We start from the raw sequence: 24,586 nt of genomic DNA, 5'->3' as shown, positions 1-24,586 counted from the left end.
TGTTGAACTGCTTATTATCGCCAATTATATGGAAATAATTGGCTTTATAAGGAGTAAGAACAACGAATTATTATTTTTATGAACTAGATTATGACCAATGTGAATTATTATGGGTTATTTGCATAATAATTAATGTTTTTTTTGTAAATAAGTGATATTACTTAACGTGAGGATTGTATATGAGTGTCAAGAATGATTTTAAAGCTTTTGCTATTAAGAATGGCGCTAATGTAGTAAGTCAGAGTTTATATGAAAGTAGTTCAGAGTTGCAGACTGGATTAGCACCAGGCCATGATATTGATATTCATTTGTTAAATAAGACATTGCGTCAAGCGTCAACTATATCATCTGTTGTAGCCGATTTTATTGCGACAGAATCGGGCAGTGATGTTTTGGATGATGGAAATATAGCTAAACTCATGGCTCAATTAAACAAAGCGTTAGAACAAAAAATTGCAACAGACATTCCCAGTGCTTCATTAACACAAAAAGGGGCTGTCCAGCTTACAAATGTAATTGGCAATAGTGACACATTAGCAGTGACACAAAAGCTTGTTCAGGAAATAGTAAATTCACTACGTGAATATACAGATAATCGGATTAAAACAGCCAATGAAGTTCCTGTTGGTTCTCCTATTCCGTGGCCATTACCCCATCCACCTATTGGCTATTTCACTTGTAATGGTTCAGCGTTTAATAAATTACAGTATCCGAAGTTGGTGGAAGCTTATCCTGACGGTAGATTACCTGATTTAAGAGGTGAATTTATTCGTGGTTGGGATGATAGTCGTGGGGTTGATACGAATCGCCCTATATTATCTACACAAATAGATACGATGCAAAATATTACAGGTAATATAAATATCTCAACTGAGAATACGTTTAGTTCATATGCAAATGGCGCATTCACGAATACTCCAACTCCAGGTACTGTTGTAACATCTGGGTTTGTGACCAGAAACCTAATGCATGTTGCATTTGATTCATCTCGCATTGTTCGTACTGCAAACGAAACTCGTCCCCGCAACATCGCCTTTAATTACATAGTAAGAGCAGAATAGAAATATTCTTTAAATCCGAAGTAAAGTAAAAGCCGGGTTAATTAACTTATAAAAAACCAACCATAATCGGTTGGTTTTTCTAACTGAATTGTTGTCTTTGAAGCATGAATAACTAAAGTAGGAGAATAATTATTCCTATTTATTTTCCTTGTCTCATTTTTTAATTTTGGCGGTTTATATGTAAATTTCTCATAAATAGAGAGGAAGAATAAAAGGAAAATGGTTTCAATATGTTAAATATGTATTTATGAATATATATTATATTCCAAGGTGTTGAATTTCCTATTGCTGATAATTATACAAAAATAGTTAACATTATAAGCAATAAGAACACTGCATTATTATTTTTATGAACTATACTCTGATTGAAATGAATTGAGTTGGAATTTTTTTACAATAATTCAAATACATTGATTACGAAATGGTATTATTTAATTTAAGGAAAACACATGAATCCCCAAAATGATTTTAAAGCTTTTTCTATTAGTGATAATGCAAATATAGTAAGTCAAGAAGAATATGAAGAAGATCAAAGTTTGCAGACTGGATTTACACCGGAGAATATTTCTACTCATGTATTAAATAAGGTATTACGACAATCGTCAACAATATCATCAGTTGTAGCTGATTTTATCGCAACACGATCGGGCAATGATGTTCTTGATGATGGGAATATAGCCAAAATTACGGCTCAATTAAATAAAGCGTTAGAACAAAAAATTGCAGCAGACATTCCCAATGCTTCATTAACACAAAAAGGTGTTGTCCAGCTTACAGATGCGATTGGCGATAGTAACACATTGGCAGTGACACAAAAGCTTGTTCAAGAAATAGTAAATTCATTACGTAAATATACCCTCGAAGAGATAGATAATCGGATTAAAACGGTCAGTGAAGTTCCTGTCGGTTCTCCTATTCCGTGGCCATTACCTTATCCACCTACAGATCATCTCGTCTGTAACGGGGCATTTTTTAATAAATTACAGTATCCAAAGTTAGCTGAGGCTTATCCTGACGGTAAATTGCCTGATCTAAGGGGTGAATTTATTCGAGGCTGGGACAGTGGTCGAAATGTTGATCCATTTCGTCCAATATTGTCATGGCAGGAGGGGGCTTATTTAGTACAGAATGTTGATCGGGCGAATAATTTTATTATTACCTTCTCACGCAATGAGCTATCAAAATTGCACTGGGATATTCCCCAAAATAAAAATATTTCGGTAAAATCGGTATATTCTGGAACTCAGAAAGATTGGTCAGCGGATTACAGTTTCATAGGGGTGTCAAGACCACGAAATATCGCATTTAATTACATAGTGAGGGCAGCATAATGGGCATATCTTTACTTGAAGAGATTCCGGTAGGAATACCTCTTCCCTGGCCGACTGACGTACCACCAAATGGATGGGTGAAATGTAATGGAGCGATCTTTGATAAATTTTTATATCCAAAATTAGCGGTAGCATATCCATCTGGTGTATTACCCGATTTGCGGGGTGAGTTTATTCGTGGCTGGGATGATGGGCGTGGGGTGGACGGATATCTACTTTCCAATCAACTGGCAGATATCGCTCCGCATAGTCATAGGATTGGCCGGATGTGGTCCAACTCAAATGCTGGAGCTGAAGGTTTAGGTACATACACCAAGCCGTATTCTCAATAGTGTTTACCAAGGAGTTAACTACGGAATTGATTCTCGCGGATTAGGTATTGCTATCGGAATGGGATCTGGTGGCTTCGGTTATATGGATAATGCGGTTGCTGCTTCAACAGGAATAGAAACACGTCCGCGAAACGTAGCACTTAATTATATTGTGAGGATTGCTTGATGAATAAGGCTGTATTGGATCAAGTTCCTGGCATCGAATGGCCGGAAGTGTCGAAGTGATGAAAATGGCCTGTTTATTCAGGCCATTCAGACAGTGATTTTGTTGATGCTGTAATTACAGAACTAAAATATTACTCTGAGATATAAAATATTTCAGTAAGTAATACAATAGCAGAGTGATTTCGGATGTTAAATATAAATAGATTTAGCGTGGTGTCTTTGGTTAAGAAATATTGGTTTTTTACTCTTTTAATTACACAAAAATAATCATATTTCTGAGTTATAAGGATGTTTTATTATTGTTTTATTGAAATACACTGAATTGTGATAAGTCGTCTATAAAATAATATCATTTAATTTAAGGATTATATATGAGCCAGAAGAATGATTTTAAAGCTTTTTCTATTAGTAATAATGCGAATGTCGTGAGTCAGAGATTATATGAAGAAAGTAAGGATTTACTGACTGGGTTTCCACCAAATGATGTTTCCACTCATATGTTAAATAAGGCATTGCGGCAATCATCAACTATATCATCGGTTTTAGCTGATTTTATTGCGGAACAATCTGGTGAGGATGTTTTGGATGATGGGAATGTAAACAAACTCACTGCTCAATTAAATAGAGCCTTAGAACAAAAGATCGCAACAGAAGTTCCAACTGCTTCATTAACACAAAAAGGTGTTGTTCAACTTACAGACGTGACTGGCAATAGTAATACACTTGCTGCAACTCAGAAACTTGTTTCTGCTGTAAATGATAGTGTTTTGGCAAAAAATCAAAACGGCGTAGATATTCCAGATAAAAATGCGTTTGTGAAAAACCTCGGCTTGGTGGAAACGGTGAATCTGGCGAAAAGTGCAGTACCGAATAGTCGGAAAGTGAATAGTAAGGTGTTGAGTGGAGATGTCAATCTGAGTGCGGGGGATGTAGGGGCATATTCAAAAGGGGAATCGGATGGACGATACCAACCGCGTGGCAGCTACCAACCTGCTGGGAATTATGCGGTAAGGGGGGAGTGCTATACCAAACAGGAGAGTGATAGTAGATATGGCGCAAAAAATACTGCAAATATTTCTGGCAATGGTTGGTGGGAGTGCAAGGATACAGGGATAATTTATCAATGGGCAAGTCATTCTTGGAGAAGTGGTCAATCATTGAATTTTAATTTTCCGAGAGTATTTCCTAATGCAGTTTTTGTAATTATGGTAACCGATAGTTCAGGTTATCAGTCTATGGGAACCACCAATCGTAGTAGAACGGGATTTACACTAACTGGTAATCAAAGTTTATTAAATTTCAGTTATATAGCAATAGGGTATTAAGATGATATTTGCCTGAATAGTTCACTAAATTTGATTTTGAAACTCGATTTTGTACTTCATTTACGTTTGAAGGAATGTTTTATGTAGTGCAAAATCGAATATTTGGGGAAAGTACATTAATCCGTATTAAAGAGATGTTCTCTTTTTATTCTTTTATTAAAAACCGAGTTAATAAATTGATTTTTCACTCGATGTATTTTACGTAATAGTTTACTGTTGTAAGTTCTTTTAGGCATGATAACTCGATGGATTCTTTCATTTTATAAAGAACTTAGGAAATTATTTTTGTTTAAAGTAAAATTCTGAATACATAGCGCTGGTATTATCTGACAGGAAATGTAATTTTTGTCTGAAATAAAATTGTTAATTATTTCATAGTTAACAGAATCATATTAATGGAGTGTTTGGTTTTTTTCTTAAATATAAAATTAGCTACTTTATTTTTAATAATGCCCCCACCATTACCTAAGTATTTTTTTAATCCAAAAATATTATTGTTACTTTTTAAATTTCTGCACTGGGAAAATAGAGGTTTTTACTTTCTCATATGATCGTTCAATCTTTATACTATCAATGTAATTAGTAGGACATTGCATCATTTTACATCATTTATCTAGGCAAACGGCATAGACATTAATCTCTCAAAATAAAGATGTAAAATAATTAATTAAATCGGTTACGAATAGTAATCACCAATAAAAAGGATATTTATACCCTTCATCTTTCAAGCTGCTGCTTTGCTGGCTGCGTTCACTTGCCGCCGCCCTGCAACTTGAAATCTATTGGGTATACATACTGCTTTGGCGATAACAAAACCCCGTAGAAACTAACGCACCTTTCCTACTTTCTGTTGACCATTTTTCCCTCAGCAAATTCCACCCATAAAAAAACCAACCGTAACAGGTTGGTTTTTCCAGGGAAATTTGGTCGGCATGATAGGATTTGAACCTACGACCCCCGACACCCCATGACGGTGCGCTACCAAGCTGCGCTACATGCCGATAATTCGTATTATAGTACTGATTTTTTGCCTAAAAGCAAGTACTGAATTTTGTGACCGATTGATTTTTAAGCATTTAATTAGCTATGAAATGTTTAACCTCTGTTAGTATCTGTAACAGCTGTGCCAGATTGGGTTTAGCATCTTTGACTTCGTTGCCTTCGAGGTCATATAGGTAATAGCCCCCGTTCTTATCCAGAAATAAAGTATTTTCACTGGTTGTAATAATTAGAGAACCATTATCACCAGTAATAATCCATGGATTGTTACGTTGTGCTGCAAACAGGTCTTCACCTTGAGAATAATCATTAGGAGAATTGCTAACATGCAACAAGCGTTGCATTAATGTTGTCATGATGTCCTGATGGCTAGTCAGTTTATCGATTGTCTGTGGTGGCGTTTCGGGCCAATGAATAAGCAGGGGAACATGCATTTGCACACGATTGAATCTATCATTATTTATCCACTTAGGTGGCTGGGTAGCTGCGATTTCGCTATGGTCAGCGGTAATGATAATTACCGTGTTATTCAGAGCGTTTTTGTTTTTCAGTGTCTCTAATACGGTGTTAATTTGGTTATCCAGTGCTGATTTGTCAGCTGGCTCGGCAGCTTTATCTAATCCATTTATCTTCAGTAAAGAAAACCATAGGGTACTGGTATTGGGTAAATTCAGCCATTGTTGCCATTGTTCTACTGTAAGTTGGTTGCTTTGGTTGACCGCAGTGGGTAATGAATAGTCGGAAAGCAATGCCTGACGATAAAGCGGAGTTTTAAACCCTTCCGAGGAGAATAACCCAAATTGGTATCCTTGATGAGTCAGTGCATTGAATAGTGCTGATGATTTACGCCCAGCAAGTATTCCATCTAGGTAGCCGGAAGAAATGCCATAAAATAACCCGAATAAGGCTGTATCATTTTGAATACCAGTACTGAAATGCTGATTGAACTGGATGCCGGTTTCTCTGAAATGGGAAAGAGCGGGCATATTCTTTGTAATATTTTTATTATCCAGCCCGTCAACAACGAGTATCAATAGGTTGTATCCGCTTCCCTGATCCTGATAAGTCAGATTATTAAGTGGGTATTCAACGGACAAAGCAGCAGGATCACCCTGTTGCATAAGGCGATACTGAAATTCTTTCTGATCTAGCAGGCCATGTTTCTCAAGAAATTTACGCGCTGTCATTGGATAAGAGAGCGGTAGGTTAGAACGCTGCATGGTTATCGGGCGGTAAAAATTAGCGTCAGACCAGATATACATCAGATGGGAAGCCAAAAAGGCAGATATGAAAACCGCTGCTAATGGCTTACTGACCCGTTGCCGATTCAGGCTACGTAGTTTCTGCCAACTCCAAGTGCCAAATAACATCTGTACCAGAAAAATGACTGGAATACAGATAAACATCAGTTGCCATTCCCGTGCCAGTTCCCCCTGATCAGGATTGATCACCAGATCCCAAACTAAAGGTGTAAGGTGAAGGTGGAAACGGTCGTATACGGCGCTGTCGAAGATCAACAGCGTTAGCCCGGCTGTGGCGAAAATAGCCGAAAGGAATCTTAGCAGGCGCTGTGACATGACAATAAATGTCAGCGGAAACAGAATTAACAGGTAAGCGGCGAAAACAATAAAACTAAAGTGTCCAAGCCAACTGACCAAAGCATAGACTCGGCCGAACAGTGAGCCCGGCCAGTCGGAAATAAACAAGTAACGGCTGCCTAATCCAAGGCTGAGCAGGATATTAAACAGGGCAAACCAATGCCCCCAGCTAATCATCTGGGAAACTTTTTCACGATAACGCTGACGGCTAGTCACCATATTTTGTTTACGTTTTGGTCTTTAGTTAAAAAATTAATGGGCTTTATCTTCGTTGACTGAAGATTTAAGCGCGTGTGCAAACGAGTCAGCTATATGTCTGCGCTGTGCAGGAGACACACTCGTATTGATTAAATTTGTTACCATATTGCCCAGTACCATTAGAGAAAGGTCTGTCGGCGTATGGTTTCTTTCCAGAACACTGACTAATTCTGTTAATAAACGTTCAACGTGTTCGTCACTGTAACGGGATGATTGTGGCATAAATTTAAACTTCCTGAACTAACAAAGCACACTATCTTACCGTATAGGTGAGTGATTTTCTGCTCTTTTATAGCAAATTAATTCATGGTTAATATTATGTTGCAATAATTAGGGGGTTTTTGGCAATTTTCTGGTATTTGTCGGTGAATAGTAGTGAAGAGTGCATGGTAAACGCGATTTTTTCCCGGTTTTTTTATTGCAGCAGTTTGTTATCAGTGTTTGAATACGCCGTTAAAAGCGAATGAAGTAAGCAGCGAAAGGAGTGGAAAAAATGAGTCTGCAAATAGACCAGATTGCTTTGCATCAATTAATCAAGCGTGATGAACAGACGCTTGATGTCGTGCTGCGTGATTCTCTGCTCGCCACCGATCAAGTGGTGGAAGATATGATGGCTGAATTACACCGTGTATACAGCGCAAAAAGCAAAGCTTATGGCTTATTTAATGAAGAGAGTGAATTAGCAGAAGCTCTCAGACATCAGCGTAAGGGTGATGAAGATTTTCTTGGATTCAGTCGTGCCGCAACAGCACGTTTGAGGGATGAACTGGCTAAATATCCGTTTGCTGAGGGTGGGACGGTCTTATTCTGTCAGTATCGCTATTTGGCGGTAGAGTATTTATTGATTGCTGTGCTTAATAGCTGTAATAGTATGTCTGTTAACGATAATCTGGATTTGAATACCACTCATTATCTAGATATTCCTCATGCTGATATTGTTGCTCGTGTAGATTTAACTGAGTGGGAAACTAATCCTGAATCAAGTCGTTATTTAACTTTCTTGAAGGGGCGGGTAGGGCGTAAAGTTTCAGATTTTTTTATGGACTTTCTCGCTGCCAGTGAAGGTATGAATGCTAAGGTACAGAATAAAGGCTTATTACAGGCAGTTGATGATTATTGTGAGTCGGGGCAGCTTGATAAAAATGAGCGGCAGGCATACCGCCAACAGGTATACAGTTATTGCAATGAACAATTGCAGACGGGAGAAGAAATTGAGATCAAGGAATTGTCTCAGGAATTGCCAACGTTTGGAGAACAGAGTTTCCAGCAATTTTCTCAGGAACAGGGATATGAACTGGAAGAGAGTTTCCCGGCAGATCGTAGTACATTGCGTCAGTTAACTAAATTTGCCGGCAGTGGTGGCGGATTGACGATTAATTTTGATGCGATGTTATTTGGTGAAAGAATTTTTTGGGACCCGGTGACGGATACTTTAACAATTAGAGGGACCCCACCCAATTTACGTGACCAATTACAGCGTCGTAGTGGGGGGCACTGATACCATAAATAAATAACGCCGCAAATGCGGCGTTATTTACTCGGCGTCCCGAAAAGCTCGACTGTGGCTAATTAAGCACGCAGGAAGTCAATGTGCGCCAGTTTTGGCTTAAACGGATGGCGCTGTACAGCCTGCACTTTAACTTTAGTTTCTTTACCATCAATAACCAGAGTCAGAATTTCGCTATAAAATTCTGCTTTGCGTTCCATATTGATAACTTGGTCGTGATCCAGTTCAATAGAAACAGGCTCCTGGTTGCCACCGTATACGATAGCTGGGAACTTGTTGGCTCTGCGCAGGCGGCGGCTCGCACCCTTACCCTGTTCTTTACGTACTTCTGCATTAATAGTAAACATTATTTTTTCTCTTTCTCACATAAGAGGAAAATAAATCCTGCTACAGGCGACCCAGCAGCAGGTTCGAGATTTGGCTTAACGTAGCGTTAAACGGGCGGCATTCTAGCGAAAAATGGCAGTTACAGCAAATGGAATACGTCCATTTGCACATATTAATACAATTCATCTGCTCGTCGGAAACGTCCTTGATAGTCAAAGATCTTTTCACGGATCTGCCAGAATTGGCCTTTTTTACGGGCAATAACGAAGTCTGGGTGGCGTAATAAAGGTTGTTTCTGAACAACTTCTGAGGCGGTTGTCCAGTTAAAAGGGACAGCCGGAGCACGCTGATGCTGGCGGAGAAATTGGTGCTGAAAGGCTAGTCGTTGGGCAGAGGTTGTAAGCCGAAAACGCTCGGAAACATCGGCACCATCTTCATCGTAATAGATGATTTTCAGCCATTCTCCTTTGCTGTCAGTTCCAGGGATGAGTTGCATACCACCACAACGTAGTACCAGCCCATCTTTGAGTTTTAATGCTGCTTTCAGCATATCATCGGGATCGACCAGCACTTTTTGGCAATTATAACAACGCCGTGCCGCAATATCATTTTCGGCGCCACAATGGGGACACAGTTTAAAGCGAAAACGGAAGTTGCATTGGTGGCGTTTGCCATGTTGATCCGCTTCCCAGCCTTGACAGCGACGTCCAAAATGCTCAATAACTTCACCGTCGGAGGAGCACTTTCCCCAGAACATATTGGCAAAGTTGCAGATAGGGCAGAATACTTGAACTGGCTGGCTTTGTTTATTTGGTTTATGGTTACCGACTTCCGGTGTGTAGAGATCGTGGGGATTTCCTGCGTAATCAAGAATAAGGCAATCTTTTTTACCTGGAAATAACCTCAGACCACGGCCAATAATCTGTTGATACAGGCTGACAGATTCAGTAGGGCGCAGGATTGCGATTAAATCGACATGAGGTGCATCAAACCCGGTGGTTAATACGGCAACGTTAACCATGTAACGCAATTGTTGAGTTTTAAAGGCTTCGATAAACAGATCGCGATCGGCGGTTAATGTATCGGCACTGACTAAGGCAGCTTGGCCGGAAGGGAGTAATTGAAGAATCTCTTTGGCATGTTCGACAGTTGCAGCAAAAAGCATGATTCCTTTACGGTCAACTGAATATTCAATAATTTGTCTGATAATATGAGGTGTGATGCGTTTTTGTCGTTTAATTTCGCGATTTAAATCAGTTTCATTAAAAATACCTTGCTGACTGGAACGGACCTGGCTGAAATCATATTGTATAACAGGCATATCCAGCCGCTGTGGAGGTACTAGAAAACCATGTTTAATCATATAACGCAGGGGCAATTCGTATATGCAATCACGGAAAAAACTATTTTCATCACCACGGATCATACCATGATAGTGATATTGATATATCCAACCAATAGCCAGTCTGTAAGGTGTCGCAGTTAATCCAAGAATACGTAGTTGTGGATTATTTTGCCGAAGGTGATGAATAATTTGCTGGTACTGGCTGTTTTCATCGTCACTGATACGATGGCATTCATCGATTATCAGTAAGGAGAATTGATTATCGAAATGTTCAAGATTACGGGCGACAGATTGCACGCTGCCAAATACGACTTTTCCTGAACTTTGTTTCTGTTGTAATCCGGCGGAAAAAATATCTGCTTGTAACCCATAAGCGCAATATTTGCTGTGGTTCTGTGCAACCAGCTCTTTCACATGAGCCAGTACTAATACTTTCCCTCGGGCTAATTTTGCCAGTTCAGCAATAACCAGGCTTTTACCAGCTCCGGTTGGTAGTACTATGACAGCGGGTTCATGATGGTGCCGGAAATGATTAATAGTGGCATTCACGGCTTCTTGCTGATAGGGACGTAAAGTAAATGTCATATTTGCTCTGTAACAGAAAAACACTCGCAAAAGGGTAACATTTTTCCGATGAGTTTACTGTGAGTAGAAGTGAGGTAAGATAATTCTCTAATTGATTGAAATTATAATCAGTTATACCTGTTGTCTTTCAAGTTGCCTCTTGGTTGGCGGCACTCACTCACCCCGGTCACAGAGTTATCTATGCTCCCGGGGATTCGCCCCCTTGCCGTCGCGATCCATCTTGAAATCCATTGGGTATATAACAAATAGATAATTGTTGTTTATAGTAAACATAGTTATGATTAGCATGAAAAGCTTTTACGTTCACCTCACATCTTCTTTTTTGGTGGCTCTGCGTTGTAGTGCCAAGATAGTAGGGCCATATTCATTTTTGAATTAATTTAATACAGGTGTCTTCATCCATGCGATTGGATAAATTTTTGTCACAACAGCTTGGTATCAGCCGGAATGACGTGGGACGTGAGTTGCGCGCGGGGCGTATTACCGTTGATGATGAGATTATAAAAACCGGAGCTTATAAAATAACGCCAGAACAACAAATCATGTTTGATGGCTCGTTACTAGAACAGCAGCAAGGGCCGCGTTATTTTATGTTGAATAAACCATCAGGGTATATTTGCTCCACGGATGATCCTGTGAACCCGACGGTCCTCTATTTTATTGATGAGCCGGCAGCCCATAAATTACACACTGCTGGCCGGTTGGATATGGATACCACAGGTTTGGTCTTGTTGACTGATGATGGTCAATGGTCTCATCGTATCACTTCCCCCAAACACCATTGTGAAAAAACCTATCTAGTAACACTTGAATATCCAGTTGCAGAAGGGACGGCAGGTAAGTTTCTTACTGGTGTTCAACTTAATGGTGAAAAAACGCTGACAAAACCCGCTCAACTGGAAATTCTGGCGTCTCAATTGGTACGTTTGACGATCAGTGAAGGACGTTACCATCAGGTAAAACGTATGTTTGCAGCCGTAGGGAACCGGGTGATAGAACTCCATCGTGAACGAATCGGTGAAATTATCTTAGATTCCGCCCTAGAACCTGGGGAATACCGACCGTTAACTGAGCAAGAAATTGCCAGTATTACGGTTCCTAAAGCTTAGTTTTAGTTAATCATTTTAAATTATTGGAGTCATACGCGTGCAACAACAACGCTCATCCTATTTGGGGTTGATTTTGATCCTTGGGCTGCTTTCTATGTTAATGCCTCTTGCTATTGACATGTACTTACCCAGTTTTCCGACCGTTGCCAGGGATTTCGGTGTGGATAGTGGGCGGGTTCAAATGACATTGAGTAGTTATATTCTCGGTTTTGCTATCGGTCAGATAGCATATGGTCCGATGGCTGACAGTTTGGGGCGTAAACCGGTCATTCTGGGTGGGGTTATTGTGTTTGCTCTGGCTTCAGCCGCGTGCGCAATGGCTCAAAATATCGATGATTTTATTTATCTGCGCTTTTTACATGGGTTTTCCGCTGCTGCTGCGAGTGTTGTCATTAATGCTTTGATGCGGGATGTGTTCACGAAAGATGAATTCTCACGTAGCATGTCTTTTGTGGTATTGGTGATGACTATTGCGCCATTAATTGCCCCGATTCTTGGGGGAATGATGATGATTTGGTTCACATGGCATGCTATTTTCTGGAGCATTGCGGTGACTTCTGTTATTGCTGCATTTCTTGTTGCTTTCTTTATAAAAGAGACTTTGCCGAAAGAAAAAAGACAAAAGTTTCATCTTCGCACAACCATAAGTCAGTTTATTATGTTATTCCGCCAGAGTCGTGTGTTTTGCTACATGCTTGCCAGCGGTTTTTCGTTTGCGGGAATGTTTTCTTTTCTCAGTGCAGGGCCATTTGTTTATATTGAGTTAAATGGCGTATCGCCGCAGAACTTTGGTTATTACTTTGCGCTGAATATTGTATTTCTGTTTGTGATGACGATGATAAATAGTCGTTATGTTCGGCGCTTTGGTGCGCTGAAAATGATGTATTTTGGCTTAAGTATACAGTTGATGATGGGGATTTGGCTATTATTGTCTACTGCGCTGAATTTGGGCTTCATGTCTCTGGTAATGGGTGTTGCAGCTTATGTTGGTGGGATTTCTATGATTACATCCAATGCAATGGCGGTGATTTTAGATGATTATCCGCATATGGCAGGAACAGTATCTTCATTGGCGGGTACTATCCGTTTTGGTATTAGTGCCTTAATTGGTTCACTGATTGCTCTGGTACCTGCGTGTAACGCTTGGCCAATGGTTGGTTCTATGGCTTTATGTGTTATTTCAGCTACGTTACTTATTACATATGCAAGAAAATGTTGTAAATAAAAATATAAGGCTGCTTTATGTGCAGCCTTTTCCTTACTACTGCAAGTTACAGGTACTTTTGACTGTGTTATTTGGCTATGATCTTATGTGAGATTATTGCGGAATAATTTTATTCCAATATGTACATTTGTCTCCACTTATATATTCTTGATTGATGACATGGGGTTTTATTCGATTTTTCGTTAAATTTCCAGTTATATCAATAGGTTGTTCATATTGTGTTATTCGAAAATTTGACATTAGATAATGAGATTGTGTTAGCTGTGTGATATTAAAAGCATTTTTTGCATTACTAAAATTATCATTAAAAAAGATAATGTTATTAGGAGAATTATTGGGCTGGTTCCTTAATACTTGGGGATATTTTGGAATTGAGTGACTGGCTTTCTTATGATTAAACCTGTTCTTATACTTGTTTTTGTTGATTGGGCTAAAGGTTTAATCTCTCAATGTAAGGAAATTCCGAACTATCAGTTTGTGATAATGAGTAAATGTCAACACATTGATAACGATTGTGACTTTTGTGTTGCATTTTTGTTAAATTGAAAATATTGAAGCATGTTATCATCAGGTTGTGATTGGATTTTCCTTATAGAACACATTGTTATCTATTTATTTTTATAGTTCTTGTTCGATTTTTATGTTAACGCATTGAGTTGAAAAAATAAAATATGTAAATAATTATTAAATATGAAGTTGTTTTTTTGCATAAAAATAAGTTGAGTTTTCTTCAAAAAAAGTATAAATATATGCAAAATGCGAGACTGATCGCACTTTTTCTAAGGTGAAGTTTGAATTTAATGTAATAATATAAACACAAATTTAACTTTTTGTTTACCTTTCGGGGGAGTTATTCGGTTTTGGCGAGTAGAACACCTGAAGATAGTCGCTAACTTTAACTTTAATATATTTATGTTCTTTCAGGTAGGAATGATTCGTGAATAATATTCAGCTTTCGGTGGTACATCGACTACCGCAAAGTTACAAATGGTCACCCGGCTTTGTGGGTATCAAAGTTGAACCACTCCCGGTTGATGAAGTGAATGTAAAAAGTAGCCTGATGGGGTTGAAACTACTCAGCCACGAAGATGCGGCTGCGTGGAATGTTATGCAAAAATTACAGCAATCACTTGCTGATATGCAAATTGAAAGCACAGTGATTGAATGGGAAGGTCAGGCATGCTTGTTTGTTGATAGTGAAGACGAAAGTGCAGTTATGTGCCGTTTGAAGACTCTTGGTGCGGCGATTGCCGAAAAAATGACGGCGCTTTATCCATTCTGACTGTAAAAAGAAGAGAGGCGCTTCCTTTAGTGGAGGCGCTTTTGTATGGCAAGGGAAAAATTGTTTTTAACCGTTAGGCATACTGATGACCCGGCGACCATCATAATAACGCTTACTCCAGTATGCGCTGCTTAATCTAGAAACAATTACACCATTACTGGTAGAGGCATGAACAAATTGGTCATTGCCAACATAGATGCCAATATGCCTTGTACGCGCGCCAGTCTTAAACAGGACCAAATCACCAGGACGTAATTTTGAGCGGTCGATTTTTTTACCAATGTTTTGCTGTTCAGAAGTTGAACGTGGCAACTCCATACCAAACTGGTCACGGAAAGTACGTTGAACAAAGGCAGAGCAATCTATACCGCGTTTAGTATTGCCACCAAGCCGATAGGCAACACCTTTCCAGCCATTGTATTGACTAAGAATTTTAGATTTTATATCCAGATTGCGAACCAATGCCTCGAATTCATCCTGAGACGCTTGCAGTAAGAAACCGTTCTTACCATTTACTGCATGCGTGTCAGTTTGTGCATTGCGAAACTTTGAAGAATCTGGTGAGCTGCACGCGGATAAAGTTATTGCCACGAACAGCGCGGGTATCAGCCGCTTAATGTATCTCAGTGCCGGTTGAGACTTGACCATTATTTTTGTTTTCCCTTGCTATCCTTACCTTAATTGGTCGCTATTATTGAAAAATATCAAACGCTTCGAAGCCTGGTGTTAGAAAAAACAATAAGTAAACAATGCGCTTAGTGTAAAAACGCGCTGGATGCCACGTTTTATAACGATATTCACAATAAATGTCATTCAAACCGAGATTACAGAAACAATCAGGAAAAGGCGAGTATTTAGTAGCATAATTTACAAAAAATTAGATTACTGAGTACGAGAGAATAGGAATGTTGTTATTTTATGTTATTTATGTGGATCTTGTGAGCGATTGGGAAGGTCGAATACCTTCCCAATATTATTCAGTAAAAAGGAGCTTAATGAGAAAGGTTTTAAACCGGGCGGCCAATTTGTGGTAGATGTTTATCCAGCCAGTCAACCATTATGTCACTCAATGGTGTTAATAATAACCAACTTGTTCCAATCAGGACCAGAGATAAAGAACCGACTGCAATATCAGTAAACCAATGAGCTCCCGCCATAATACGGGGTAGCGCAAATATGACTACGATCAGTAATGCAATGGAGAACGCTTTACCTGAGATATAGCGCAGAATAAAACAGCTAAAGATCAGTAGCATTAATCCATGATCGCCTGGAAAACTATTGCCAGATGCATCTTTTGTCACTAGCTTGATCATTTCGCTAATACGATTGATATGATCAAATGTTAATGTTGGGCTTGGGCGAATGACAGGGAGTTGATGACCGATTTGATTAAGCGTAATTGCGCTTATTAGCATAGCTAAGCCAATCATGAATAACCTGCGCTTTCCGTGGTAATTCTGCTTACGGAATGCACTGTAATAAAGCAATCCCATACAGAAAAGCGAGATTACATCAAACGCTCTGATATTCACAAATGCTACAAATTCTGTGAATTTTGAACTAGGAATTAATTTTTCGTTAAAGAAGTAAAAGATTGCGGAATCAATGTTGAACCAAAAACCATGGTGTTCTGGCAAATACCAGGAGAGAAATAAAGCGATCCCCAACAGGTTCAGTGTAAATATGGCAAACGGGTGACTGCGTGTCATGGGATACCTATTTGTTAAAAGTAAAATTCAGTGATAACTAAGCTCACAATATGTAGGTTAATATAACAAATATTGGGTAATAATGTCATGAATCTAGTTCTTATCTTAAGTTAGTCTGATGATTTTTTTATCTATTTTTGTGCTTTTTTCTTTCTGTTTACCATTTTCACTTACTTGTTTTGATAAGTTTTCCAGTCCAATTCTATAGGTTCTTATCGAGTTGTATCAGATGATATTTTAAATTATATATTTTTAATTTATTGAAAATTAGTCCTGAAAATTCACATATCGAAAGATATAAATATTTTAATCAGCGTTAAAAGCTAAAAATCATAAATAAACACCGAAAATAGCCGTTACCAATGACATGGCCTCATAAATTTTTCCGATTTCCAGATTGATTTTGCTTTTGGAAATAGAAGCAAATAATGCTGTCTTAATGGCGAGGGTTTTATGCCTATGTTCCGGGTTATGATTGGTTGTTTTTTTCTGATGATTCCTGGCCTTGTCAGTAGTGGGTCAGATGTAATATCAAGCTCAGGGGTTATTCGCTTCTCAGGTGCAATTGTTGAATCACCGTGTCGTTTTGATTGGCATGATAACTGGGCTGATACCACTTGTTGGCGGAAGGGGCATAAAATTACTCAGCGACGAAAACTTGATCTCCAACGTGATGCTTATTTTTATTTACCCCACCAAATTGGTATAACCGAAATTAAGTGGGTAAAAGGAAAAGAAAAAGTTGGAGTTGTTACAATTTTCTATAATTGATGTTATGGAAAATTTTAAATGTTATTTCTTCAATATTTAATTGAAGAAGAGTGGAGATTTTATCTGTCATTGTGCAAATGAATTAGTGACAAATTTATATTGTATATTATTTGAGAATTGAAATTATGCTCAAATGCTTAGAGAAAACAGGCAACTGATTTAATTGATGAAATGGCAAAAGTAAGTTACCCTGTTTTATATAGGGTAACTCAGAATTAGCTAATGTCGTTAATCGCAACGTCCCATATAGCGACGTTCTGCAATATGAATACGTATTTTTTCTCCACTACTGATATATTCAGGTACTTGCACGGTGAGTCCGGTACTCATTTTAGCCGGTTTTGTCCGCGCACTTGCTGAAGCGCCTTTAATTCCAGGAGCCGTTTCTTCAATAATCATATCGACAGTTTGGGGAAGTTCAAGGGCAATAACTTGTCCTTCTATTGTCAGAACTTGCATGCCGGGCAGACCACCTTCAGGAATAAATAACAACTCTTCTTCGATTTGTTCCTTTTTAAAATGGTAAGGTGTGAAATCTTCATCATCCATGAAAACATATTCATCGCCATCAATATAGGAAAAATTAACGCTACGACGAGTTAGGCTGATTGTATCAAGGATATCATCACCCTTGAAACGTTCTTCCACTTTTTGACCGGTGCGGATATCCGTAAATCGCATTTTATATAATGTACTGGCCCCCCGGGCGCTTGGTGCTTGAATATCAATATCTTTGACCAGCAGTAATTTACTATTATAACTGACGGCACTACCGCGTTTAATTTCGTTGGCTTTAGCCATATGTAACCTTCCATAAAACTGCGAGAGAATAATCGGCGACAAAATTACTCGTAGTCAAGGCATTAGGCAAGTGGGGGATTAAAAAACCCCAGTGTTTTTTACATTGGGGTTTGTAGTAAGAATGATTTATACCCTTCATCCTTCAAGTTGCTGCTTTGTTGGCTGCACTCACTTACCCTGGTTACACCGTTATCTATGCTCCTGGGGATGCGTTCTCTTGCCGTCGCGATCCATCTTGAAATCCATTGGGTATATATATCAACGATACACAGGTAATAAATCAAGAGAGGCCAAAATATGAGCTATAGCATTTATCAAACCAAACAAAATGACGAACCCAATCAGGAAGTTCCCTCCTGGTGCTCGGTAACTGGCTACAGGGAAACGTTGGCGACTGGCTCGTGCCATAAGGGCCGGAATAATAACTGCCCAGATGGTTGCGGCCAATCCGGCAAAACCAATAGCATAGAGAAAACCATTCGGGAATGGCAAAGCTAAGGCTGTAGGTGGAACAAATGTGACTAATGCAGATTTTAACCGGCCAGTGTTGTTATCTTTGAAGTTGAAGAGATCGGCCATGTAATCAAATAACCCTAAAGAGACACCAAGAAATGAACTAGCCAAGGCCATATAAGAAAATGCAGTAAGAAACTGGGTGACTGTTGTGCTGTTTATTGTATGATCCATTTGTTTCAGTAAATCGCCGATATTCCCACCATCAGCAATAATCTGTTTGAATGTTTCTCGGGGAATATTTCCTTGAATGACATATTGCCACAGGATATAAATAACTAACGCAATTAACGCACCAAATAACAGACTGCGAATAACGGCTTTGATATCTTTATTATAATATTTTACTAAACTTGGGATGTTACCGTGATATCCGAATGAGATAAGTAAGTAGGGCAGAGCAGCTAAAGCGTAAGGCATATATCTTTCTGCCGTATCGTTTGGTATGGCATTGCCTTGATTGAATAGGATTACAGATTTAACTTCTGTAAACATACCACCAATGGACATAAAAAAGGTAATAACCATACCACCGATTAAAATTGTGCTCAGACGATCGACAGCTTTAGTTGATAACCAGACAATAAACGCGACGATAAAGGCAAAAATCAAGCCCGCATTCGCCTGTGATATTGGAACAATATTTTTAAAATTGAGGGCAATGATTGAGCCGCCTGCTGAAATGTAGGCGTAGGTCAGTGTATAGAGAACGAATGTAATAGAGATACCGTTTATTGTATTCCATTTTTTGCCGAGTAAGTCTTTAGCAATAGTATGAAAACTCGCCCCTGGTGGGTAGTTCAGGTTGGCTTCCAGAATCATTAAGCTGGAAAAATACATACACGTCCATGTGTAAACCAGTAGAATAATTGAGCCAGTAAACCAAACACCGGAAGTCACCACGGGAATGGAGAACATCCCGGCCCCAACCGTGGTTCCGGCAATTATCATGGTACCACCGAGTATGGAAGGGCGCTTTAAACTCTGAGCTGTCTCAATGGACATATTAACTCCTGCTGGGTATAGTGTCTTTGTACTAGCTTAAAGATACATTTTTGAGTATAGAGTGTAAATAGACGTCATAAAGTATTATTTGAAATTAAACTAATAATATAGGTTAGTTCATTCAATAAGGTAAAATTTATTCTCTTGCCACATTTTTATTGCATTCCAGCTGGCTTCAAAATGAGGTTCAGGAAGATTATCAGGATCGCACCACATAAGTTGTTCGCATTTTTCTGGTTCCATTAATTTTGGTTCTCCACCTGGGTGTTTCGCGAGCAAACACACTGAAATAGTATGTTTCCCTTCTTGTTGATAAGTCTGAAGATTATTACAAATGCCGTAGACTTTTGGTGATTGTATTGTTAGACCTGTTTCTTCTTTAATTTCACGGATTGCACATTGTTCAAAAGTTTCTCCGGCATCAATATGACCACCAAAGATTGACCAGTATGGAGCATGCTTACTGTTGCGTTTTCCAAGTAGTACTTGACCATGCTCATTTACAATAACAACGCCAACACCCACAATTACGGACATTTAATATATTCCTTCATTTAAGTTTCAATAAGTTAAGATCTCTTTTTAAGAAAAAAGAGTTTAGATATTATTCTGACTTGCAAATCAGTTTAAGACAATGAGAAAGAAAATATGGAATTTAACTGAAACGATTCAATTTTAGTGGTATAAAGTGATATATACCGAATAGATTTCAATATGCATCGGGACGGCCAGGGAGCAAATCCCCGGGAGCATAGATAACTATGTCATAGATAACACTGTGACCGGGGTGAGAGAGTGCAGCCAACCAAGAGGCAACTTGAAAGATAACAGGTATAAATAGAACTGAAAATTCAATAGTCATAATAATTATCTACTAAAGGAGACACTGGGCAAAATGAGCCGTAGAGTTGCCACTATTACCTTAAACCCTGCTTATGATTTGGTTGGATTGTGCTCGGAAATTGCCAAAGGGACTATTAATCGTGTGCAAACAGTCGGATTACATGCTGCTGGTAAAGGCAATAATGTTGCTAAGGTTTTGTGTGATTTGGGTATTGACGTTACTGTCAGTGGTTTTCTGGGTAAGGAAAATCAGGAAGGATTTCAGCAATTTTTCAGTGAAAACGGTATGACGAATCGTTTCCATTTAGTACCGGGTAGAACACGAATTAATGTCAAATTGACAGAAAGAAATAGTGAAGTGACGGATTTCAATTTCTCTGGTTTTTGTGTCAGCGAAGGAGAATGGTTTAAATTTTTTAATGATTCACTTTCATGGCTTGGACAATTTGATATGGTTGTTGTGAGTGGTAGCTTACCTACGGGGGTTTCTGCTGAGTCTTTTACAGACTGGATGGCTCGTTTATGTCAGATTTGTCCTTGCATTATTTTTGACAGCAGCCGTGAGGCATTGGTGGCGGGATTACAAGCCACTCCTTGGTTAGTTAAACCGAATCTTTATGAGCTTGAGATATGGGCTGGCCGCCAGTTGCCTGATTTGTCTGATGTTATCATTGCTGCACATCAACTCAGGGATCAGGGAATTGCTCATGTGGTTATATCCTTGGGGGAGCAGGGCGCATTGTGGGTTAATGCATCTGGAGCATGGCTGGCAAAACCACCGCATTGTAAAGTTGTCAGCACTGTTGGCGCGGGTGATTCAATGGTCGGTGGTCTGGTTTATGGTTTTCTGATGCGGGAATCCAGTGAGCACACATTGCGATTGGCGACGGCTGTATCTGCGCTGGCCGTCAGCCAGCCTAATGTGGGGATAAGCAATCGCCTTGAATTAGCCGCAATGATGGCTAGAATTGAGCTGACATCAGTTAAATGATGTTTAATTTAATGAATAGTTAATTTTGTTGTGATTTCAACCAGGCAATTTCTTGCAGCCAAATATCTGGGTTAATCGTTTCAAGGATCAGAGGAATTTTCGTAAAACGGGCATCTTTCATAATGTAACTGAAAGGTGTTTTACCAATATTACCTTCTCCAAGGCTATGATGTCGGTCAACACGGCTGGCAAATTCACTTTTGGCATCATTTAAATGCATTCCACGCAGATACTGAAAGCCAACAATTTTTTCAAATTCCTGAAAAGTCTGTTTACAAGCATGCTCTGTACGTAAATCGTAGCCAGCGGCAAAGGCGTGACAAGTATCAATACAGACACCAACTCTGCTTTTGTCTTCAACTCCGTCAATAATTGCGGCCAGATGTTCAAATTTGAAACCTAGGTTTGTCCCTTGACCTGCTGTATTTTCGATAACTGCAGTAACTCTTTGGGTTTTATTGAGAGCGATATTGATAGATTCTGCAATTCGCGCCAGACACTTATCCACATCTATTTTATTAAGATGACTGCCTGGATGAAAATTCAGTAGATCAATACCTAGTTGTTCACAACGTTGCATTTCATCAATGAACGCTAGCCGGGATTTCCCCAATGCATCAGTTTCTGGGTGGCCCAGATTAATCAGATAACTATCGTGAGGAAGAATTTGCTGGCTGCCATACCCATAGCGTTCACAATTTTCTTTAAATTTATCGATGATATCAGTGGTCAACGGTGGTGCATTCCATTGTCGCTGATTTTTTGTGAACAGAGCAAAGGCGGTAGCTTTTAATTCGTGTGCTCGAATAACGGCCTGATCGACTCCACCTGCCGCGCTGACATGTGCCCCAACAAATTTCATATTCTTCTCCTTCCTAATTATCCTATTATGACATTGTTCAGGTGGTCAATGAACCTTAAGAACAGATAAAGTTATATGTTGATAGGTTCCTCTGAACGAATATTCTGATTAGCCAAGCATATGTTGGATGCCTAGATTTATCAGAAATCCACCGCCCATCAGCCATACAAACAAAATCAGAGCTAACAAGATAGGTTTAAATCCAGCTTGACGGATAGCACTGACATGAGTAGTTAAACCTAATGCAACCATGGCCATAGCGAGCATAATTGTATCGATGTTGATCAAATAATTAACTATTACTGTAGGTAATAAATTAAAAGAGTTAAAACCGGCTATTGCAATAAAGATCACAGCAAACCAAGGGATGGTAATTCGGGTTCTTTCTTGACTGTTTTTGCTATTTTTAGTAGGGGCACTGTTGATATAACTGGATAATAACAACAGAAATGGCGCCAACATCATAACTCTAATCATCTTACTGATAACGGCGGCATTCTCTGTTTGATCGCTAATAGCGTGTCCAACAGCAACAACCTGAGCAACTTCATGAATGGTGGAGCCAGTAAAGATACCGAAGGCTTCCTGCGTGAATGAGAACCATTGATAATGTTCGTTGAGTTGATAAAACCATGGATAAATGAAAATAGCGATAGTGCCAAAGATGACAACGGTTGATACAGCAACAGCAACTTTACTGGCGGGAGCATTTACCACAGGCTCTGTTGCCATAATAGCCGCTGCACCGCAGATACTGCTACCGGCACCAATTAATATTGAGGTTTGTTGGTCTAATCCAAAGAGTGATCTGCCTAGCCAGATTGTAATAAAGAAAGTTGAAGACAACATAATTGCGTCAGTTAAAAGACCAGTAGCACCTACGTCAGCAATTTGCTGAAATGTCAGACGGAATCCATAAAGAATAATGCCTGCTCGTAGGAGATAATGTTTGGAAAAATGAATACCTTCATCACAATAAGGTTTAAGTAAAGGATAAACGGTGTTACCGATAATAATTCCTGCCAGAATCGCCAGTGTCAGTGCTCCCAGCCCCATATTAATAAACCATGGAATATTTCCAGCATAGATTGAAATTGCGGTAAGTATTGCCGCCACTATTAGCCCAGGTATTAATTTCATTCCGGGAATAGATTTTTGTTTACTAAGTTCTTCAGCTTGAATGTTAGACATAGATATTGTTCACTTTGCTTATATATTTTAAACATAAGTATATAGCAGACAGTCTTATCATTAAAATTGATAAAATTTTTATATATAATCTAAAAAACTGGTAATTAAGAGAGGATTTTTGTTAAGTTGTTTATTTCTGTATAAAATTAAAACAATCTATTTGGCTGATATTATATTTTGTGAGGCAATATGCATATTACACTGAGACAATTGGAAGTTTTCACTGAGGTATTGAAAAGCGGTTCAACGACACAAGCCTCTCTGCAATTATCGCTTTCTCAATCTGCGGTGAGTGCTTCACTAACGGATCTGGAAAGCCAGCTTGGCGTGCAGCTTTTTGACAGGGTAGGAAAACGACTGGTAACTAATGAGCACGGGCGTTTACTTTATCCCAAGGCTTTGGCATTACTGGAACAGGCAGGGGAAATTCAGCAGTTATTTAAACAAGAGCTGGGTGCATTACGTATTGCTGCCAGTAGTACCATTGGTAATTATATGTTGCCGGAAATGCTGGCAAATTATCGTCGGGATTTTCCTGATACACCCTTGGAGTTAAACATCAGTAATACTCAGGATGTCATCAATTCTGTGCTGGAATTCCGAGTTGACCTTGGTCTGATAGAGGGTTCTTGTCACAGCCCTGAATTGATAACTCAACTCTGGATGGAGGATGAGTTGGTTATTTTCTCTGCTCCTGAAAACCCGTTAGCTAAACAGGTGCTGAAATTGGATGATTTAGCTAACGCATCGTGGATATTAAGAGAAAGGGGATCGGGTACCAGAGAGGTATTGGATCATCTGTTATTTGCCCGTTTACCTGGGTTCAAGATTTTGATGGAATTGGGGAATTCTGAAGCGATAAAACATGCTGTTAAATTTGGCATGGGAATTAGTTGTTTATCCAGACGAGTCGTTGCAGAACAATTGGAAAATCGCACTTTGCTAGAATTGAAGGTGCCAGAATTGAAGCTTTTTAGGATGTTGTACCTGATTTGTCATCGGCAAAAGCATATGTCTAATGCACTGCAAAAACTGCTGAGTTATTGCCAGTGAATTTTATTTTTTATTTAAACGTTAGGCGGATTCGACTAATAAGTGCAATTTTTCAGAAGGGCGGTCAGTTGCTATAGTAGGCATCTTTCCCGCCACAGGAAAATGCACAATGACCTATATACAACTGACCGAAACAGAAAGATACCAGATTTCCAGTTTAAAAAAAGCCGGTTTTTCACAGTGTTTCATTGCTGAGTCACTTAAGCGAAGCCCGTCGACCATCAGCAGAGAATTGAAGAGAAATCAAGAAGTTCAAACCTATTGCCCGGAACAGGCTCATTTGAAGGGATTAGCTCGTCGTCATTTTGCTAAAAAAGCCGTAAAAATAACGCCGGAAGTCAAAAAATGGATAAAACGGTTAATTTGGCAAGATTTGAGTCCTGAACAGGTGGTTG

The 24,586-nt window shown here is 39.2% G+C and carries 22 protein-coding genes, 1 tRNA gene and 1 pseudogene; 12 read left to right on the top strand and 12 right to left on the bottom strand.

The features are described 5' to 3' along the window. Positions 1 to 179: 179 nt before the first annotated feature. From AM629_RS16210 to AM629_RS23055, 4 genes and pseudogenes are all read left to right on the top strand, one after another. Positions 180 to 1,061 carry a tail fiber protein gene (locus AM629_RS16210; protein WP_054480298.1) on the top strand — a complete coding sequence of 294 codons (882 nt, stop codon included), beginning with the start codon at positions 180 to 182 and terminating at the stop codon, positions 1,059 to 1,061. 449 nt (positions 1,062 to 1,510) lie between these two features. After that, complete coding sequence (locus AM629_RS16205; RefSeq protein ID WP_054480297.1) at positions 1,511 to 2,392, top strand: tail fiber protein; 882 nt, start codon at positions 1,511 to 1,513, stop codon at positions 2,390 to 2,392. A 20-nt stretch (positions 2,393 to 2,412) separates the two neighbouring features. Continuing rightward, positions 2,413 to 2,890, top strand: a pseudogene (locus tag AM629_RS16200) (phage tail protein); the annotation flags it as partial. 370 nt (positions 2,891 to 3,260) lie between these two features. Further along, positions 3,261 to 4,214: a phage tail protein gene (locus AM629_RS23055; protein ID WP_083451944.1), complete on the top strand. Its 954-nt coding sequence runs from the start codon at positions 3,261 to 3,263 to the stop codon at positions 4,212 to 4,214. A 924-nt stretch (positions 4,215 to 5,138) separates the two neighbouring features. On the opposite strand, the gene AM629_RS16190 is transcribed toward AM629_RS23055, so the two are convergent. From AM629_RS16190 to AM629_RS16180, 3 genes are all read right to left on the bottom strand, one after another. Beyond that, a tRNA-Pro gene (locus tag AM629_RS16190) sits at positions 5,139 to 5,215 on the bottom strand. Between the two features lie 75 nt (positions 5,216 to 5,290). Next, positions 5,291 to 7,030 carry an LPS biosynthesis-modulating metalloenzyme YejM gene (gene yejM, locus AM629_RS16185; protein WP_054480296.1) on the bottom strand — a complete coding sequence of 580 codons (1,740 nt, stop codon included), beginning with the start codon at positions 7,028 to 7,030 and terminating at the stop codon, positions 5,291 to 5,293. 33 nt (positions 7,031 to 7,063) lie between these two features. Further along, a complete protein-coding gene (locus tag AM629_RS16180) occupies positions 7,064 to 7,291 on the bottom strand; it encodes a YejL family protein (RefSeq protein ID WP_054480295.1) in 228 nt (75 codons plus the stop codon). 271 nt (positions 7,292 to 7,562) lie between these two features. Here AM629_RS16180 and yejK point away from each other — a divergent pair, with 271 nt between their 5' ends. After that, a complete protein-coding gene (gene yejK / locus AM629_RS16175) occupies positions 7,563 to 8,567 on the top strand; it encodes a nucleoid-associated protein YejK (RefSeq protein WP_054480294.1) in 1,005 nt (334 codons plus the stop codon). Between the two features lie 71 nt (positions 8,568 to 8,638). Here the strand turns inward: yejK and rplY are convergent, their stop codons facing one another. Beyond that, entirely contained in the window at positions 8,639 to 8,923 is a 285-nt protein-coding gene (gene rplY, locus AM629_RS16170; protein WP_054480293.1) for a 50S ribosomal protein L25, read from the bottom strand. Positions 8,924 to 9,075: 152 nt separating this feature from the next. After that, positions 9,076 to 10,833: a DNA repair helicase RadD gene (gene radD, locus AM629_RS16165; protein WP_054480292.1), complete on the bottom strand. Its 1,758-nt coding sequence runs from the start codon at positions 10,831 to 10,833 to the stop codon at positions 9,076 to 9,078. A 401-nt stretch (positions 10,834 to 11,234) separates the two neighbouring features. On the opposite strand from radD, the gene rsuA reads away from it, so the two are divergent. The 3 genes from rsuA (at position 11,235) to AM629_RS16150 (ending at position 14,449) form a co-directional block, all read left to right on the top strand. Further along, positions 11,235 to 11,942: a 16S rRNA pseudouridine(516) synthase RsuA gene (gene rsuA / locus AM629_RS16160; protein ID WP_054480291.1), complete on the top strand. Its 708-nt coding sequence runs from the start codon at positions 11,235 to 11,237 to the stop codon at positions 11,940 to 11,942. Positions 11,943 to 11,979: 37 nt separating this feature from the next. Continuing rightward, a complete protein-coding gene (locus tag AM629_RS16155) occupies positions 11,980 to 13,167 on the top strand; it encodes a Bcr/CflA family multidrug efflux MFS transporter (protein WP_054480290.1) in 1,188 nt (395 codons plus the stop codon). Between the two features lie 937 nt (positions 13,168 to 14,104). After that, a complete protein-coding gene (locus AM629_RS16150; protein ID WP_054480289.1) occupies positions 14,105 to 14,449 on the top strand; it encodes a YejG family protein in 345 nt (114 codons plus the stop codon). A gap of 66 nt (positions 14,450 to 14,515) precedes the next feature. On the opposite strand, the gene mepS is transcribed toward AM629_RS16150, so the two are convergent. Together mepS and AM629_RS16140 are read right to left on the bottom strand one after the other, a co-directional pair. Then, complete coding sequence (gene mepS / locus AM629_RS16145; protein WP_054480288.1) at positions 14,516 to 15,097, bottom strand: bifunctional murein DD-endopeptidase/murein LD-carboxypeptidase; 582 nt, start codon at positions 15,095 to 15,097, stop codon at positions 14,516 to 14,518. A 359-nt stretch (positions 15,098 to 15,456) separates the two neighbouring features. Next, positions 15,457 to 16,161: a phosphatase PAP2 family protein gene (locus AM629_RS16140; RefSeq protein ID WP_054480287.1), complete on the bottom strand. Its 705-nt coding sequence runs from the start codon at positions 16,159 to 16,161 to the stop codon at positions 15,457 to 15,459. 471 nt (positions 16,162 to 16,632) lie between these two features. Here AM629_RS16140 and AM629_RS16135 point away from each other — a divergent pair, with 471 nt between their 5' ends. Next, entirely contained in the window at positions 16,633 to 16,932 is a 300-nt protein-coding gene (locus AM629_RS16135) for a YmdA family protein (RefSeq protein ID WP_235525494.1), read from the top strand. Between the two features lie 228 nt (positions 16,933 to 17,160). On the opposite strand, the gene yeiP is transcribed toward AM629_RS16135, so the two are convergent. From yeiP to AM629_RS16120, 3 genes are all read right to left on the bottom strand, one after another. Then, complete coding sequence (yeiP, locus tag AM629_RS16130) at positions 17,161 to 17,733, bottom strand: elongation factor P-like protein YeiP (protein WP_054480285.1); 573 nt, start codon at positions 17,731 to 17,733, stop codon at positions 17,161 to 17,163. 258 nt (positions 17,734 to 17,991) lie between these two features. Continuing rightward, positions 17,992 to 19,251, bottom strand: a complete 1,260-nt coding sequence (gene mtr / locus AM629_RS16125) for a tryptophan permease (RefSeq protein ID WP_054480284.1) — start codon at positions 19,249 to 19,251, stop codon at positions 17,992 to 17,994. 117 nt (positions 19,252 to 19,368) lie between these two features. Further along, positions 19,369 to 19,788, bottom strand: a complete 420-nt coding sequence (locus AM629_RS16120) for a nucleotide triphosphate diphosphatase NUDT15 (RefSeq protein WP_054480283.1) — start codon at positions 19,786 to 19,788, stop codon at positions 19,369 to 19,371. Positions 19,789 to 20,146: 358 nt separating this feature from the next. On the opposite strand from AM629_RS16120, the gene fruK reads away from it, so the two are divergent. Next, positions 20,147 to 21,085: a 1-phosphofructokinase gene (fruK, locus tag AM629_RS16115; RefSeq protein ID WP_054480282.1), complete on the top strand. Its 939-nt coding sequence runs from the start codon at positions 20,147 to 20,149 to the stop codon at positions 21,083 to 21,085. A 19-nt stretch (positions 21,086 to 21,104) separates the two neighbouring features. Here fruK and nfo read toward each other — a convergent pair whose 3' ends face one another. Together nfo and AM629_RS16105 are read right to left on the bottom strand one after the other, a co-directional pair. Continuing rightward, positions 21,105 to 21,947, bottom strand: coding sequence for a deoxyribonuclease IV (gene nfo, locus AM629_RS16110; RefSeq protein WP_054480281.1), 843 nt, complete (start codon positions 21,945 to 21,947; stop codon positions 21,105 to 21,107). A gap of 108 nt (positions 21,948 to 22,055) precedes the next feature. Next, complete coding sequence (locus AM629_RS16105; protein WP_054480280.1) at positions 22,056 to 23,138, bottom strand: YeiH family protein; 1,083 nt, start codon at positions 23,136 to 23,138, stop codon at positions 22,056 to 22,058. 189 nt (positions 23,139 to 23,327) lie between these two features. Here AM629_RS16105 and yieE point away from each other — a divergent pair, with 189 nt between their 5' ends. Together yieE and AM629_RS16095 are read left to right on the top strand one after the other, a co-directional pair. Beyond that, the gene (gene yieE, locus AM629_RS16100) at positions 23,328 to 24,191 is read left to right on the top strand and encodes a DNA-binding transcriptional regulator YeiE (protein WP_054480279.1); all 864 of its coding nucleotides are present in this window, start codon (positions 23,328 to 23,330) and stop codon (positions 24,189 to 24,191) included. A 109-nt stretch (positions 24,192 to 24,300) separates the two neighbouring features. After that, positions 24,301 to 24,586, top strand: a 286-nt coding sequence (locus AM629_RS16095; protein ID WP_152911974.1) for a helix-turn-helix domain-containing protein, incomplete at its 3' end; no start/stop codon positions are given.

It is taken from the genome of Photorhabdus heterorhabditis (assembly GCF_001280945.1).
GTDB lineage: Bacteria > Pseudomonadota > Gammaproteobacteria > Enterobacterales > Enterobacteriaceae > Photorhabdus > Photorhabdus heterorhabditis.
Note: the sequence above shows the minus strand (reverse complement) of the source record. Positions and strands in the feature narration are given on the sequence as shown.

Excerpts from the sequence above, each read along its gene's own strand:
- AM629_RS16210 (WP_054480298.1), top strand. The coding sequence starts at position 180 with ATGAGTGTCAAGAATGATTTTAAAGCTTTTGCTATTAAGAATGGCGCT.
- AM629_RS16205 (WP_054480297.1), top strand. The coding sequence starts at position 1,511 with ATGAATCCCCAAAATGATTTTAAAGCTTTTTCTATTAGTGATAATGCA.
- AM629_RS23055 (WP_083451944.1), top strand. The coding sequence starts at position 3,261 with ATGAGCCAGAAGAATGATTTTAAAGCTTTTTCTATTAGTAATAATGCG.
- yejM (WP_054480296.1), bottom strand. The coding sequence starts at position 7,030 with ATGGTGACTAGCCGTCAGCGTTATCGTGAAAAAGTTTCCCAGATGATT.
- AM629_RS16180 (WP_054480295.1), bottom strand. The coding sequence starts at position 7,291 with ATGCCACAATCATCCCGTTACAGTGACGAACACGTTGAACGTTTATTA.
- yejK (WP_054480294.1), top strand. The coding sequence starts at position 7,563 with ATGAGTCTGCAAATAGACCAGATTGCTTTGCATCAATTAATCAAGCGT.
- rplY (WP_054480293.1), bottom strand. The coding sequence starts at position 8,923 with ATGTTTACTATTAATGCAGAAGTACGTAAAGAACAGGGTAAGGGTGCG.
- radD (WP_054480292.1), bottom strand. The coding sequence starts at position 10,833 with ATGACATTTACTTTACGTCCCTATCAGCAAGAAGCCGTGAATGCCACT.
- rsuA (WP_054480291.1), top strand. The coding sequence starts at position 11,235 with ATGCGATTGGATAAATTTTTGTCACAACAGCTTGGTATCAGCCGGAAT.
- mepS (WP_054480288.1), bottom strand. The coding sequence starts at position 15,097 with ATGGTCAAGTCTCAACCGGCACTGAGATACATTAAGCGGCTGATACCC.
- AM629_RS16140 (WP_054480287.1), bottom strand. The coding sequence starts at position 16,161 with ATGACACGCAGTCACCCGTTTGCCATATTTACACTGAACCTGTTGGGG.
- AM629_RS16135 (WP_235525494.1), top strand. The coding sequence starts at position 16,633 with ATGATTGGTTGTTTTTTTCTGATGATTCCTGGCCTTGTCAGTAGTGGG.
- yeiP (WP_054480285.1), bottom strand. The coding sequence starts at position 17,733 with ATGGCTAAAGCCAACGAAATTAAACGCGGTAGTGCCGTCAGTTATAAT.
- mtr (WP_054480284.1), bottom strand. The coding sequence starts at position 19,251 with ATGTCCATTGAGACAGCTCAGAGTTTAAAGCGCCCTTCCATACTCGGT.
- AM629_RS16120 (WP_054480283.1), bottom strand. The coding sequence starts at position 19,788 with ATGTCCGTAATTGTGGGTGTTGGCGTTGTTATTGTAAATGAGCATGGT.
- fruK (WP_054480282.1), top strand. The coding sequence starts at position 20,147 with ATGAGCCGTAGAGTTGCCACTATTACCTTAAACCCTGCTTATGATTTG.
- nfo (WP_054480281.1), bottom strand. The coding sequence starts at position 21,947 with ATGAAATTTGTTGGGGCACATGTCAGCGCGGCAGGTGGAGTCGATCAG.
- AM629_RS16105 (WP_054480280.1), bottom strand. The coding sequence starts at position 23,138 with ATGTCTAACATTCAAGCTGAAGAACTTAGTAAACAAAAATCTATTCCC.
- yieE (WP_054480279.1), top strand. The coding sequence starts at position 23,328 with ATGCATATTACACTGAGACAATTGGAAGTTTTCACTGAGGTATTGAAA.